This is a genomic window from Bifidobacterium choerinum (assembly GCF_002761235.1).
Lineage (GTDB): Bacteria > Actinomycetota > Actinomycetes > Actinomycetales > Bifidobacteriaceae > Bifidobacterium > Bifidobacterium choerinum.
In genome coordinates, this window is the sequence record NZ_CP018044.1 from 1,029,471 (window position 1) to 1,043,310 (window position 13,840).

A 13,840-nucleotide genomic window follows, 5' to 3' on the forward strand; every position below is an offset into this window, starting at 1 on the left:
GAGACGGCAGGTCGCAGAATCAACCTAGGGAAGTGGCGCAATTGGTAGCGCAACGGTCTCCAAAACCGTAGGTTGTGGGTTCGAGTCCCGCCTTCCCTGCAAAGACGGCGAGTAAGTTCATCGAATGTCTTTCAGGAGGGAACATGGCCAAGAAGACTGATCATGGCGAAGTTGTCGTGAAGCCGAACGTGTTCATGCGCATCGGTCTGTTCATCAAGCAGATCATCGATGAGCTGCGCAAGGTCGTGACGCCGACGAGGAAGCAGCTGTTCTACTGGTCGCTCGCGTCGTTCATTTTCGTCGTGCTGCTCATGGTGCTCGTCACGCTGATGGACACCGGACTCGGCAAGCTCGCCTTCCTGGTCTTCGGCTGATTCGGCCAAGGCGAAAAACAGGCGCAAACGTTGCGATTATAGCTGGGGGGAACCCCAGCTATAATCGTTTTCTGGTACATTCAATCGTTGAAATCAACCCCCAGCACAAAGGACATGCATGAGTGACGAAGTGAATCTCGATGACCTCAATCAGGCTGATCAGGATCAGTCACAGACGGAGGAGATTGACGCCGTCGCCGCCGCGTCGCCGAGTGAGGATGTCGCGGAAGGCATCGCGTACGACTCCGTGGACGCCGCGGAGCAGACGCCAGCCGACGGCGCCGACGCGGCTGCAACCGTGAGCATCGAAGAGGACATCGACGAGCAGGCGGACGCCGACTCGGACGCGAAATCGAGCGGCACCGTAGACGCCGACGCGAATGACGACGGTCCGGCCGCGGAGGCGGAAGAGGAAGCCGAGGAGGAAGACGCCGGTACGAAGGCCGTCAAGGAGTTCTCGAAGAGCCTGCGCACGCTCGAAGGCAAGTGGTACGTGCTGCATACGTATTCGGGATATGAGAAGCGCGTCAAGAGCAACATCGAATCGCGCGTGGCCAGCTTCGGTCTTGAAGACACGATCTTCCAAGTGGAAGTGCCGATGGAGGAAGTCGAAAAGCACACCGAGAAAGGCAAGAAGGTCGTGACGCGCGTGCGCGTGCCGGGCTATGTGCTCATCCGCATGTGGCCGGACGAGGATGCGCGGCGCATCGTGCGCGAGACGGAAGGCGTGACCGGCTTCGTCGGCCCGACGCGTGAGCCGGCGCCGCTGACCCGCAAGGAAGTCGTGCAGATGATGGCGCCGATGATCGCTTCGCAGGCGCTCAAGGAGGCGGGCGACAAGCCGGCCGCTGCGAAGAAGCGCGTCATGGAGGTCTCGTACGCCGTCGGCGATCAGGTCACCGTCACCGATGGCCCGTTCGCGACGATGTCCGCCGTCGTGTCCGAAGTGGAACCGTCGACGCAGAAGCTCACCGTGCTCGTGTCGATCTTCGGACGCGACACGCCGGTCGAACTCGGCTTCGATCAGGTGGAGAAGCTCGTCTGAACGGTATAGTTCGGCAAGGAAACGCGCAGCCCGTCTTCGTACGGCTGCGCGTTTTTCATTGCGAGCGAGATTCGACGAGTGGTGGACGACGCGGATTGGTGGATTTGCGGATGCGGCCGTGCGCGATGCGCGTCGGCTGGACGGGTGCGCGGATGCATTTCGGCTGAAGAGGAGCATTTTCTCGGCTATGGGCCGGTATGGCCATGAAATCGGCATCGTGAGACGGATTCTGACCGGTGATACTTGAGGGTAGCGGAGAAAATGCTCCTTCTCAGCTGAAATAGGCTGCGATGGGCGTGGCGGAGATGATGGAATGAGGGAGAGCGGTATTACTTATTGCTTCTCATATGCTCTAAGAGAGTTGTGCCGGAATCGGCGAATGGATGAGGCGGTGCATGAGGGGCTTGAGGAGCGGATGGCGCGGCCGGTAAAGCGGTCGTGAAGATGTCGGGAATAGGTGGCATCATGGAAAAGTTGTGACTGGAGGGTGCGCGTTGGTGCGCCCGCTGGCACAGCACAGCAAGACAACGTTGCGGAAGGCGTGGAAACACGCCGTTTCACCGCTTCACAGAAAGAAGAACCAACTTATGGCTCCTAAGAAGAAAGTCTCGGCGCTGATCAAGCTCCAGATCGAGGCTGGCAAGGCCAATCCGGCACCGCCGCTGGGCCCGGCTCTGGGTTCCCATGGCGTGAACATCATGGACTTCTGCAAGGCGTACAACGCGCAGACGCAGGACAAGATGGGCCAGATCATCCCTGTCGAGATCACCGTCTACGAGGATCGTTCCTTCGACTTCATCCTCAAGACGCCGCCGGCGGCCGCGCTGCTCAAGAAGGCTGCGGGCGTGCAGAAGGGCGCTGACAATCCGCTGACGACGAAGGTCGGCTCGGTCACCAAGGATCAGGTCCGCGAGATCGCGGAGACGAAGATGGCCGATCTTTCCGCTCGTGACATCGAAGCCGCAATGAAGATCATCGAGGGCACCGCGCGCTCGATGGGCATCACGGTGACGGACTGAGAGGAGAGGGACAGATGGCTAAGCACTCCAAGAAGTATCGCGAAGCGGCCGAGCGCATCGATCGCAACAACCTGTACACGCCGGAAGAGGCCATTGCTCTGCTCAAGAGCATGCCGTCGTACAACTTCGACCAGACCGTCGAAGCTGTGCTCCGCCTCAACGTCGACCCGCGCAAGGCCGATCAGCTCGTGCGCGGCTCCGTCAACCTGCCGAACGGCACCGGCAAGACCGCCAAGGTCCTCGTGTTCGCCCGTGGCCCGAAGGCCACCGAGGCGCTCGAAGCCGGCGCGGACATCGTCGGTGACGACGATCTCGTCGAGCAGGTCGCCAACGGCTTCCTCGACTTCGACTCCGTCGTCGCGACCCCGGACATGATGGGCAAGGTCGGCCGTCTCGGCCGTGTGCTCGGTCCGCGTGGCCTCATGCCGAACCCGAAGACCGGCACCGTGACCATGGATGTCACGAAGGCCGTCAAGGACATCAAGGGCGGCAAGGTCGACTTCCGCGTCGACAAGAACGGCAACCTGAGCTTCCTCTTCGGCAAGCTTTCGTTCACCGCTGAGGCTCTTGACGAGAACTTCCGCGCAATCGCCGACGAAGTCAAGCGTCTCAAGCCGTCCACCGTCAAGGGCCGCTACATCACCAAGGCGACCATCACCGCGACGATGGAACCGGGCGTCCCGGTCGATCCGGCTTCGATCTGATTCGGTTTCCGATTGATCGGCCGACTACGGCTGATTGAAGCGTCATCCCCGCTGGGCAACATGCCCGGCGGGGATTTCTTGTAGGTGGTGGGTGTTGGTCGGCGGCGTGCGTGAATCGTGAGGATGAAGAGACGAAGCTCGGAGAAGAAACGGTCGGTGGGTAGAATCGAAATCATGTTGGGCGACGAACACGCGGATATCCTGGAACTGTTGGCGGGACACACGGACGATGGCACGATTCGGGCGCTCGCGTTCGAATGCCTGATCAGCGGACTGCGCGATGAGCGCGTCACGGCACTGCTCAACGTCATCGGATGGCGAGGACAGTTCGAATGCTTCGCCGTCGGAGGAGAACCGGCCGAAAGCATGGCGGCGACGGTGGCGAAAATCGGACAGGTCATCACGGATCTCGGCGGCGCGTCGCCGCTCATCGGCGTCTATGGCGCCTTCGTCATCGTATGCGCGCGGGCGCAGGCGGCCGTGTCGCCGGGCATCGCGAGCACGAATATGCTGCCGGCGTTCAGCGAAGGGGCAGCCATGTACGTCAGTCCGATGCGGGAAGGCGTCGAAGGGGCGAGCCATGCCGTGCGCGAAACGCTGTTCTCGTTGCAGGCGGCGCCGTCGATCGTCGAACCGGCGCGGCCGCTGCGCGCCGACGATCTGCTGCCGGAGCGCGCGCTCATCGGTGACGACATGGCGCGCGAGGAGCTGTACCGCAACGTCTATCAGGTATTGCACGGCAGCAGTGAGGACGATCCGACCTTCGTGACGGTGTCCACGTTCCTGCGGCACGGCGGGTCGCTTGAGGCGACGGCGAAGGAGCTCAACATCCATCCGAACACGGTCCGCTACCGGCTCAAGCGCGCGGCGGAGACGACCGGGTGGGATGCGACCGACCCGCGGGATGCCTTCGTGCTCAATACGGCGATCGCCATCGGTCGGATTCGGGACCGGTGAGGGCGATGGGGCGTTGGTAAGGGACTACGGGCCTAGAAGGCGGTGATGGCGGCGACCAGGGCGGGGCTAGTTGATGGCTAATCGGTGGTTGGTCGGGATTCGGGCAACAGTCTGATTGGTATCTGCGCTGAGGGAGAGCAACTTCGTCGGATAGGGCGCCTAGCGGGCTTGCGTGGTGGCGGAAATATGCGGTTTTGGATGGGGCTACTTGGCGAATGCCGGGAAGATGCTCTCCCTCAGCGCAGATATGGTTTCGGAGCTGGCTGCGCGGTTGTTTTGGAGTGCGGTTGTGTGCGGATGTGGGGCGTTCTGAGCGAACCGGGCGGTCTGAAGCCGTGGAATGGCGGGAATCCGAGTGGGATTGAGGTGTGCCGGCCGTGTGACCGGCACACCCAGCGCGGAATCAGTGCTGTGATGTTGGGATGGCCGGGAGGTCGAGACGGCGGAGAGTGTCGCGGTGGAACATGAGGCACAGGAAGCCGAAGACGAAGACGATCGGCAGCATGTGGCGCTCGAAGTTGTTCGCCGGCGCCGTGATCATGACGCCCATCATCAGCAGCAACGGCATGTGCCACGACAGGGCGCGCCAACGTCTGAGCACGAGTTCGCCGGCGCCGATGAGCAATGTGAAGATGACATAGCAGTTGCCATGGGTGAACCAGCCAAGCACGGGGATGCTGCTCCAGCCGCGGGCGGAATCGGCGACCTTCGTGCGCCAGCCGTGGTCGTAGTACTTGATCCAGGTGTTCGTCTGCTGGACATAGTCGTTGTCGATGTAATAGCTCATCGGGACGTAGGGCGGATCGAAGATGTCGAAGTAGCCGTAGCTCTTGGCGAACAGGCCGTCGAAGGCGGTGCGCGGGTCGGCGCGAACGATCTCAAGCCACGCCTTGTTGAAGTTGTCCATGTCCTCTGGTGTGACGGAACGCCAACGATAGCTGACCTTCTTCGACTGGATACCGGAGGATTTGACCGGGTCGGCGTCCTGGGGACGGTAGGCCTGCGCGGTCTGGTCGAGGTTGAAAATCGGGGCGAGCTTGTCTCGCGCGTCCTGCGGGATCGCGTTCGGATTCTCGTGGGCGACGCGCGCGATCATCTGAATCTGGATGCCGCGGGATTCGATCGGGTCGCCGCTGATGATCGTGCCGGAGGCGATCAGCGCGGCGATCGAACCGTGGATCAGGATCGTCGGCAGCAGCAGCGTGCCGAGGTAGAGCTTCCAGCGGCGACGGTCGGCGAGCAACGAAAAAACGACCTGCGCGAGAAGGATATACCACGCGTACTTCGCGCTGATCAGCATGACGCTCACCGAGACGACGAGCGCGGCAATCGTGATATGGCGCGTGGGGAGGACCTCGGTGCGCAGGATGGGGGAGGTCTTCACGCGCGGGGCGTAAGTCATGTAGAGCTCGTACATCAGGCCGAACCACCAGGTGAATGCGAACGCGAACAGTGGGGATTTCGTCAGGGAAATCGTCGCGAACAGCACGAGCGGGCAGCAGATGAAGACGAGCATGATGAGCGCGCGGGCGCAGGCACCGGCGGGAGTGCCCGCGTAAGGGGTGATGCGCGTGGAGATCGTCGTCGCGGTCGAGGTGATCAGTGAGGAATCAGCGGGCATGCTGCGGTGGTCCTTGCTGCGCGAACGGCGGGTGAGCCACGGCAGATTGAAGAAACGATTCGCGGCGGATGCACAGCAGAAACCGGCGAACAACCATTGGAGGAAGGCGAGGACGGCGAGGCCGGCGTCGTTCGAGCCGGTCAGGTAGCGGGAGATGGCGAGGGCGCCGCCGTAGAAGACGGTGAGGACGATGTTGTGCTGGTCAGTCAGGTAGGTCGGCTGGTCGGGCCACATGTAGTGGGCGGTCGGGTAGATGTCCATCGGGACGAAGGAGAAGAAGCCGATGTAGGGCTGGTCGACGCCGGTCCATTGATTCCGCGCCCAGGCGAATTCGCGGGCTTGCGAATAGATGTCGGCGCCGAAGGCTGCGAGGAGCGTCGCCGGAACCCACAGCCAGCAGATGGCGAGGACGAGCCAGATGCGTTTCCAGTCGGAAGTCGCCGCGATGATCGCGCGCGAGACGGCGGCGGTGATGCGGGAGCAGTGGGGGCGGAGGCGGAAGGCGAAGGTGTGCTTGGTGGGGTTCGCGGGGATGTCGGATGTGTGGGTGTTTTCGGGAGCGTGAGAGTTCGCGCGGGTGTGGATGGAGGAGGATGTGGACAGAGGGGATGTAGAATGCACCGCGATTGTGGAAGAGTCGTTGCGAACGTCCACATCAGTATCCACAGCGATGTGGATTGAGCCGGTGGTGGATACGGAGGTCGTGGGACCGGAGACGGAATCGGTTGGGGTGGAAGGGGAATCAGATGTGGTAGCGGAAGGGGAATCACAGACAGTGGCGGAGGTCGGGGTGTGGGGGCGGACTCGGGTGAGGTTGCGGGGTTTGCACATGCCTTCGCGGCGGTAGGCGGTGAAAACAAGCAGCAGCACAAAACCGAAGGTGCAGCTGAACATGACGAGGAACAGCAGCGCGTTCGTCCATCCGAAGCCGGCGAGACCGACGTCGGAGCGCATCAGCGGACCGATCGACGTGCACCAGGAGATCCAAACGCAGGCGAGCGCGGCGATCAGCCAACGGAAGAACGCGCCGCAGCGGTCGGCGAACGTTGGCGGCGTCACGCGGAAAGCGGGGGTTGTGGTCGCGGAGGATTCGGCATTGGTGGACGACGCGGTCGTCGGGGTGTCGGAATCGGTGGGATGCTCACGTGCCATAGACGCGATTGTACAATCGGCGGCAGAATGGACGGCTCATGCGGGGTTAGCCGTCGGCGCAGTGGGCGGTGGCGGGATGTGCGGGGGTCGTTGTCGGTGGGGAGGAGCATGGGTGGTCGGGTGCGGGCATCGGAGTTCAGGTGCATGATGGATAGGGAATCGAAACATCAACAGAGGAGCATCGCATGGCGGAAGGAAACATGAGCGGCAACGGCAACAACAACGATGGCGGTGCTGCGGCTGCGTCGATGTCTGGGTCGGTGGCCGCATCGAGCGCGCAGCAGAATCCGTTCCGCGATGACAATGTCGTCACCGGCGACCTGCCGCTGACGCGGGCGGTGGCGAATGTCGTGTCGCTCAAATCGGTCGGGTCGACGAACACGGTCGCTGAAACATACATCACAAGCGGGCGGTGGAATCGCAACGGCATGACGATTGTCAGCGCGCGGGAGCAGACGGCAGGGCGCGGCCGGCTCGACCACACATGGTTCAGCTCGCCGGGGAAATCGTTCATGATGTCGTTCATTTCCGCGGTGGGCAAGAACGTGGCGTGCGATCCGCAGATCAACGGCTGGCTGCAGATGATCGCCGGTCTGTCCGTGCTCGACGCGCTGCGTGAAACGCTGAGTGAAACGGACATGATGCTCATCCACGATCCGGCGAACATCGACGATGCACGCGACGACGTCATGGTCAAATGGCCGAACGACATCGTCTACCACGGGCATAAGCTCGGCGGCATCCTTTCGCAGATTGTCGCGGTGCCCGATCCGGATATCGTGGCCGTGGTCTACGGCATCGGGCTCAACCTCGACATGCCGCTCGACGAACTGCCGACCGACGACGCGACGTCGTGGCAGCTCATCACGCAGCCCGAGCATGAAGGTGAACGACCGGGCACGGCGGCGGTGATGGATCTCATCGCGTCGCACACGGTGAAGCATATCGAGGAACGGCTGTGGAACCTGGGACTCAATCCGGCAGTGAGCGCGCAGCATCTGCGGCGCAGACTCGTGCAGGAAAGCTGGACGCTCGGGCATCCGATCGAAGTCCACTATACGAATGGGACAACGGAGCATGGCATCGCGCACGGCATCAACGCCGATGCGTCGCTCGCGATGACGACCTACGAAGGCGAGGAGCGGATCGTGCGCACGGCCGACGTGGGTGTGCTGCCGAACGTGGCGCAGTGAGCGGCCGCCGTCGGTGAGGTTGGAGGCCCGGAAAATCACGCGTTCGGCGACTGCGTGTCCGGATACGGCGTGCCGGCGGCGGTATCTCGGCTGGAAAGGAGCATTTTCCGCGGGACCTGCGAGTATGCGCGCCGAAATGGCTGAAATAGCCGGGGTCGGCGGGCCCGATACTCGCCTATGGCAGGGAAAATGCTCCTTTTCAGCCGAGATAGCCGATCCTGCCGATGGGGTGAGTCGATTTCGGTCGCGCGAACGGCTGCGCAGGCGTCCGCGCGACCGACTCGCGGCGTCTTGCGTCCGGAGTCGCCGGCACGGATGGCAGGTTGGGACGTGACGCGGGATGGTTGCGTCCTGAATCGTCGACGTGTCTGACGGATTGGGACGCCGGTCAGGTCGCGGTGATTGTGGAGCAGCCGTCGCGATTGTTTCGGAGGTTGGTTGCGGCCGTGGCGGTCGCTGAGCGGGGAGGTTGCGACCGTTTCGGGTGCGAAATGTGGCCGTGGCGGTCGCTGGATGGTGAGGTTGCGACCGTTTCGGGGAACTTGTGTGGCTGTGGCGGTCGCTGATTGGGGAGGTTGCGACCGTTTCAGGTGCGAGATGCGTCCGAAGCGATCGCAACCGGCTGCTACTGCAGCTTCGCGAGCGTGACCGGCGTCGCGAGCGATGCGGCGAGCGCCGCTTTCACCAGATCGCCGGGGATGAAGGCCGCCGACGCCATCGCGAGCGGCTTCAGCGGCATATGCGTCGTCGCGGCCTGCACGAGTACTCCGACGCCGTCCTGCAGCAGCACGCATCCGATTGCGCATGCGAGGAAATAGCCGAGGAACACCGCAATCGACAGCAGTGCGGACGCCGCGCTGCTGTGCGCATCGCCGATGCGTCCGACGTGGCCGATGCGACCGGCGCGGCCAACATGCGCGATGCCGAAACGGGCAGCGTCGTCGGCGCGGCGGACACACATGTCGCCGATGCGACCGCCGCGACCGGCCGCCCCGCCGAGACCAGCCTCGCCGCGCGACGCCCATCGCGACGCGAACCGCATGACGAGCGCGGCGAGCAGCGACGTGACGATGCCGGCCGGCAGGAACGCGTAGAGGAACCCGCAGGTCGGGCCGACTAGCGCGGCCGTTGACATGCCGCCCGAGAAGACCGGCAGTCCGCACAGTCCCATCGCCAGATACAGCGCGACGGCGCCCGCGACCTGCCGCCAGCGCAGCGTCACGGCCGCGATCATCAGCACGAGCGTCTGCAACGTGATCGGCACCGGCGTGCCGGGGATCGCGATGCGACCGATCGCCGCCGCCGCGCACAGCGCGCCCGTCGTGAGCATGACCGGCAGCGCACCGCCGACGGCACGCCGTATCGTGACTTCCGAAGTCCGGATGCTGAGACTGCTGCCGTGATTTGATTGCTGATTCATCGTCGTTCCTTTGTGAGCTGTTGTGAGCTGTGTCCGTGTGCTGTGTTCGGTTGTGTGCACCGCGCACCATGCCACGTTCGTCGCGGCAACCAATTGCAACGACTCCCGGCTGCTGCCCGTGGCAGACAGCTGCCGCCGATAAGCCGAGCTGGGCGGATGCCGGTCATGGCCGGCAAAGCATGTTGGGCCGCCGCCCGTAACGGACGCTGCCTTTCGCGGATTGCGCGTGTCGCCGCCGGTAAGTCGGTCTTGCCGCACGTGGCAGGCGGCTGCCGTGGGAGCTGCCGCCCGTAGGCCGCGTCGGACTGCCGGAGCCTGTAGCTGCAGGCGGCTGCCGCGGGAGCTGCCGCTTGCAGGCCGCGTCGGGCGACACCGGCTGGTGGCGCCCGCGGCGAGCGGGACGCCGCCATGATGGGGTTCGCCGGCAACGATACTGAGTGCGCACCGGCGGGTGGTTTGTTCACGTCCACAAAAGTCGATGGCGATTCTTGTGGGAACGCAAGTGTCGGCGACCCGCGAAACGGAGGATGCTGAAACGCATGTTTGACCAAGATCCAACTTCGCGTGCGTCCGCCCGGCACGTGCCGCCGACCGCCGTCGGCGTGCCATCCGATGCGGACGCCGCACCGACCATGCCGCCGTCCGCGGCTTCGTCCGCCGCATGTTCCGCGACCGCCGCGCCGACGCCGCAGTCGACCGATTCGACGCCGCCGACCGCGCCGATGAAGCTGCTCGTCGCGAACCGTGGCGAGATCGCGCTGCGCGTCGTGCGCACGGCGCGGGAGATGGGCATCCCGACCGTCGTCGTCTACGCCGAACAGGACCGCCACTGCCAGTATGTGCGGATGGCCGACGAGGCGTTCCTGCTGTCCGGCGACACCTATGCGGACACCTATCTCAACGAGGACCTGCTCGTCGAGATCCTGCGCCGTTCGGGCGCGAACGCCGTCCACCCCGGCTACGGCTTCCTGTCCGAAGTGAGTTCCTTCGCACGCAAAGTGATTGCCGAAGGCGCCGTCTGGATCGGCCCGTCGCCAGATGCGCTCGACGCGCTCGGCGACAAGATCAGCGCACGCCGCGTCGCCGAAAAGGCCGACGTGCCGCCGGTGCCGGGCATCTCGCACGCCATCGTCGGCATGCGTCCGCTGCTCGACTTCGCGCACACGCACGGCTATCCGCTGATGCTCAAGCGCACCGACGGCGGCGGCGGCCGCGGCATCACGCTCGTGCGCAGCGACGACGAGCTGCGCGGCTTCTACCTCAACCACAACGCCGCACAAGGCGGCGACCTCGCCGACTACTTCGTCGAACGATTCATCGACAACGGTCGGCACGTCGAAACCCAGTGCGGCCGCGACATGCACGGCGATTTCACCGTCTATTCGACGCGCGACTGCTCGGTGCAGCGGCGCAACCAGAAACTCATCGAGGAGGCGCCGGCGCCGTTCCTGTCCGACGACGTCCTCGCGCAGCTCGAACGCTATTCGCGCCGGCTGTTCGAAGCGGTCGGCTATGTGGGCCTCGGCACCTGCGAGTTCATCGTGACGCCTGCCGACAAGGCGTACTTCCTCGAAGTCAATCCACGCCTGCAGGTCGAACATACGGTCAGCGAGGAGGTCAGCGGCGTCGACCTCGTGCGCGAACAGCTGACGATCGCCGCCGGCGGCAGGCTCACGCCCGCGCCGTCGCCGCGCGGCCACAGTTTCGAACTGCGCATCACGAGTGAGGATCCGAAGTCGAACCTGACGCCGTCCGCAGGCACGCTCGAGACGGTGCGTTGGCCGAGCGGCCCGGGCGTGCGCGTCGACTCCGGCGTCCTCGAAGGCGACACGATCTCGCCGAAATTCGATTCGATGATGGGCAAGCTCATCGTCACCGCGCAGGACCGTGCGGCGGCCGTCGCACGCGTGCGCCGCGCACTCGACGAGATCGAGATCGCCGGAGTGCCGACCCCGGTCGAGCTGTACCGCACCGTCTTCGCCGACGACGAATTCACGGCCGAACACGGCGCCGGATTCGCCGTGAGCACGAAATGGCTCGAACGCAAATACCTCAACCGCGAGCCGGCGTCGACGCGCGCCGGGCAGCCGGCGTCGCTGAGCGCCGACGCGCAGGACGCCGACGCATGCGCGCCGAGCGAGGAAATCGTCATCGAGATGAACCATCGGCGCGTCGTGCTCACCGTGCCGAGCGACGTCGTCGCGACGCTCACCGGCGGCGCGCGCTCGCGTGCGGCAGAACGGCCGACGCAGCCGCTGCGCGGCCAGGGCATGCACCACGTCGAGCGCGGCCGGCAGCGGCACGACGAACGCTCCGGCGTCATCGCGTCGCCGATGCAGGCGATTGTCACCCGCATCACCGTGGCGCCGGGGCAGCAGGTGGCCAAGGGCGACCTGCTCGTCGTGCTCGAGTCGATGAAGATGGAGAACTACGTCTATGCGCCGGTCGACGGTGTCGTCAACGAGATCTTCGCGACCGCCGCGTCCTCCGTCGACGGCGGCGAGACGCTGCTGACGCTCGACGTCGAAGGCGCGCATCGCAACGAGGAATCTACAGCTGCCGAGAACGCGGCTGCCAACACCGGCAAGGGGGAGCAGGCATGAGCGACATCACCGAATCACCGGCGCTGCAGGCGCTCGTCGCCGACGGCACGCTCGACGACGCCGTCGCCGCGGCCGTCGATACGCCGCGCGCAGCAACGGAGGGCGACGCGATGGGCGGCGAACGTCAGCCGATCCGGCCGTCTGTGCTCAAGGCGGCACAGCTGGCGCGCGACGCCGAGGCGCACGCGCGCGACCGTCAGCACGTCAAAGGTAAGCTGACGGCGCGCGAACGGCTCGATCTGCTGCTCGATACCGGCACCTTCGAGGAAATCGGACGATTCAGCGGCGGCGATATCAACGCAGGACGCGCCGGAGCGGCCGTCATCACCGGATTCGGCGAAGTCTACGGGCGCCGTGTCGCCGTCTATGCGCAGGATTTCTCGGTGCGCGGCGGCACACTTGGTGTTGCTGAAGGACGCAAGATCTGTCGGCTGATGGATCAGGCACTCACGTTGCGCATCCCGATCGTCGCATTGATCGATTCGGGCGGCGCGCGCATCCAGGAGGGCGTCGCCGCGCTGACGCAGTACGGGCGCATCTTCCGCAAGACCTGCGACGCGAGCGGCGCCGTCCCGCAGATCTCGCTGATCCTCGGGCCGTGCGCGGGAGGTGCCGTCTACTGCCCGGCGCTGACCGACCTGATCGTCATGACGCGTGAGAATTCGAACATGTTCGTCACCGGGCCGGACGTCATCAAGGCGGCGACCGGCGAATCGATCAGCATGGACGACCTCGGCGGCGGCGCCGTGCACAGCACGACGTCCGGCGTCGCGCACTATCTGGGCGCCGACGAGGCGGATGCGATCGACTACGCGCGCACCGTGCTCGCCTATCTGCCGTCGAATGCGGACGAGCAGCCGCCGACCTACATGTACATGGCGACGCGCGCCGACCGCGAGGTCGCGCGCCGGCTGGCCTCGATCGTGCCCGACAACGACCGCCAGCCCTACGATGTGCTCGACGTCATCCGCTGCGTCGTCGACTACGGCGAGTTCGTGCAGGTGCACGAACTGTTCGCGCCGTCCGCAGTCGTCGGCTTCGCCTGCATCGACGGCCATCCGGTCGGCATCGTCGCGAACCAGCCGAACGTCAACGCCGGCGGCCTCGATGTCGACTCGTCGGAAAAGGTCGCACGCTTCGTGCGACTGTGCGACGCCTTCAACCTGCCGGTCGTCACGCTCGTCGACACGCCCGGATACAAGCCGGGCGCCGAGCAGGAGCGCGCCGGCATCATCCGCCGCGGCGCGAAGGTCATCTACGCGTACGCGAACGCGCGGGTGCCGCTCGTCACGATCGTGCTGCGCAAGGCCTACGGTGGCGCATACATCGTCATGGGCTCGAAGTCGATCGGCGCCGACCTCAACTATGCGTGGCCCGCGGCGCAGATCGCCGTGCTCGGCGCGACCGGCGCCGTCAACATCATCCATCGCAAGGACCTGCAGAAGGCGAAGGACGCCGGAGCCGACGTCGACGCCGTGCGCGCGAAGTACGCGGCCGAATACGAATGTACGACCGTCAACGCGAACCTGTCGATGGAGACCGGACAGATCGACGCGATGATCGACCCCGAACAGACGCGCGACACGCTGATCGACGGACTGCGGCTGCTGCGCGGCAAACGCCGCACGCGCCGCACCGACAGGCACCACGGCAACCAGCCGCTGTGACGGCGGGCGCGGGGCGAATCCGTCCTGCCCCGTCCGACGAATCAGCCGACTGCCGACGAGCCAGCCGATCGAAGACCCGGCCAAC

10 protein-coding genes and 1 tRNA gene are annotated in these 13,840 nt (G+C 64.8%); 9 read left to right on the forward strand and 2 right to left on the reverse strand.

What is annotated here, in order from left to right; genetic code table 11:
- Window positions 1-26: 26 nt before the first annotated feature.
- The 6 genes from BcFMB_RS03955 (at window position 27) to BcFMB_RS03980 (ending at window position 4,099) form a co-directional block, all read left to right on the forward strand.
- Window positions 27-99: transfer RNA gene (locus tag BcFMB_RS03955), tRNA-Trp, on the forward strand.
- Window positions 100-143: 44 nt separating this feature from the next.
- Entirely contained in the window at window positions 144-374 is a 231-nt protein-coding gene (secE, locus tag BcFMB_RS03960; protein WP_024541047.1) for a preprotein translocase subunit SecE, read from the forward strand.
- 118 nt (window positions 375-492) lie between these two features.
- Window positions 493-1,419 (forward strand): transcription termination/antitermination protein NusG, encoded by a 927-nt coding sequence (nusG, locus tag BcFMB_RS03965; RefSeq protein ID WP_099721113.1) that lies wholly within the window; start codon window positions 493-495, stop codon window positions 1,417-1,419.
- 587 nt (window positions 1,420-2,006) lie between these two features.
- Window positions 2,007-2,438, forward strand: a complete 432-nt coding sequence (gene rplK / locus BcFMB_RS03970; RefSeq protein ID WP_024541045.1) for a 50S ribosomal protein L11 — start codon at window positions 2,007-2,009, stop codon at window positions 2,436-2,438.
- 14 nt (window positions 2,439-2,452) lie between these two features.
- On the forward strand, window positions 2,453-3,142 hold the full coding sequence (gene rplA, locus BcFMB_RS03975) for a 50S ribosomal protein L1 (RefSeq protein ID WP_024541044.1): 690 nt from the start codon (window positions 2,453-2,455) through the stop codon (window positions 3,140-3,142).
- A gap of 174 nt (window positions 3,143-3,316) precedes the next feature.
- On the forward strand, window positions 3,317-4,099 hold the full coding sequence (locus BcFMB_RS03980) for a PucR family transcriptional regulator (RefSeq protein ID WP_099721114.1): 783 nt from the start codon (window positions 3,317-3,319) through the stop codon (window positions 4,097-4,099).
- 403 nt (window positions 4,100-4,502) lie between these two features.
- Here BcFMB_RS03980 and BcFMB_RS03985 read toward each other — a convergent pair whose 3' ends face one another.
- Window positions 4,503-6,872, reverse strand: coding sequence for a DUF6020 family protein (locus BcFMB_RS03985; RefSeq protein ID WP_157775077.1), 2,370 nt, complete (start codon window positions 6,870-6,872; stop codon window positions 4,503-4,505).
- A 185-nt stretch (window positions 6,873-7,057) separates the two neighbouring features.
- Here BcFMB_RS03985 and BcFMB_RS03990 point away from each other — a divergent pair, with 185 nt between their 5' ends.
- The gene (locus BcFMB_RS03990) at window positions 7,058-8,065 is read left to right on the forward strand and encodes a biotin--[acetyl-CoA-carboxylase] ligase (RefSeq protein ID WP_232513879.1); all 1,008 of its coding nucleotides are present in this window, start codon (window positions 7,058-7,060) and stop codon (window positions 8,063-8,065) included.
- 625 nt (window positions 8,066-8,690) lie between these two features.
- On the opposite strand, the gene BcFMB_RS03995 is transcribed toward BcFMB_RS03990, so the two are convergent.
- Window positions 8,691-9,485, reverse strand: coding sequence for a biotin transporter BioY (locus BcFMB_RS03995; RefSeq protein WP_099721116.1), 795 nt, complete (start codon window positions 9,483-9,485; stop codon window positions 8,691-8,693).
- Between the two features lie 722 nt (window positions 9,486-10,207).
- On the opposite strand from BcFMB_RS03995, the gene BcFMB_RS04000 reads away from it, so the two are divergent.
- Both BcFMB_RS04000 and BcFMB_RS04005 read left to right on the forward strand, forming a co-directional pair.
- Window positions 10,208-12,088: an ATP-binding protein gene (locus BcFMB_RS04000; RefSeq protein ID WP_099721718.1), complete on the forward strand. Its 1,881-nt coding sequence runs from the start codon at window positions 10,208-10,210 to the stop codon at window positions 12,086-12,088.
- Window positions 12,085-13,755 (forward strand): acyl-CoA carboxylase subunit beta, encoded by a 1,671-nt coding sequence (locus BcFMB_RS04005; protein ID WP_099721117.1) that lies wholly within the window; start codon window positions 12,085-12,087, stop codon window positions 13,753-13,755. Before BcFMB_RS04000 ends, BcFMB_RS04005 begins: the two co-directional genes overlap by 4 nt.
- Window positions 13,756-13,840: the final 85 nt, after the last annotated feature.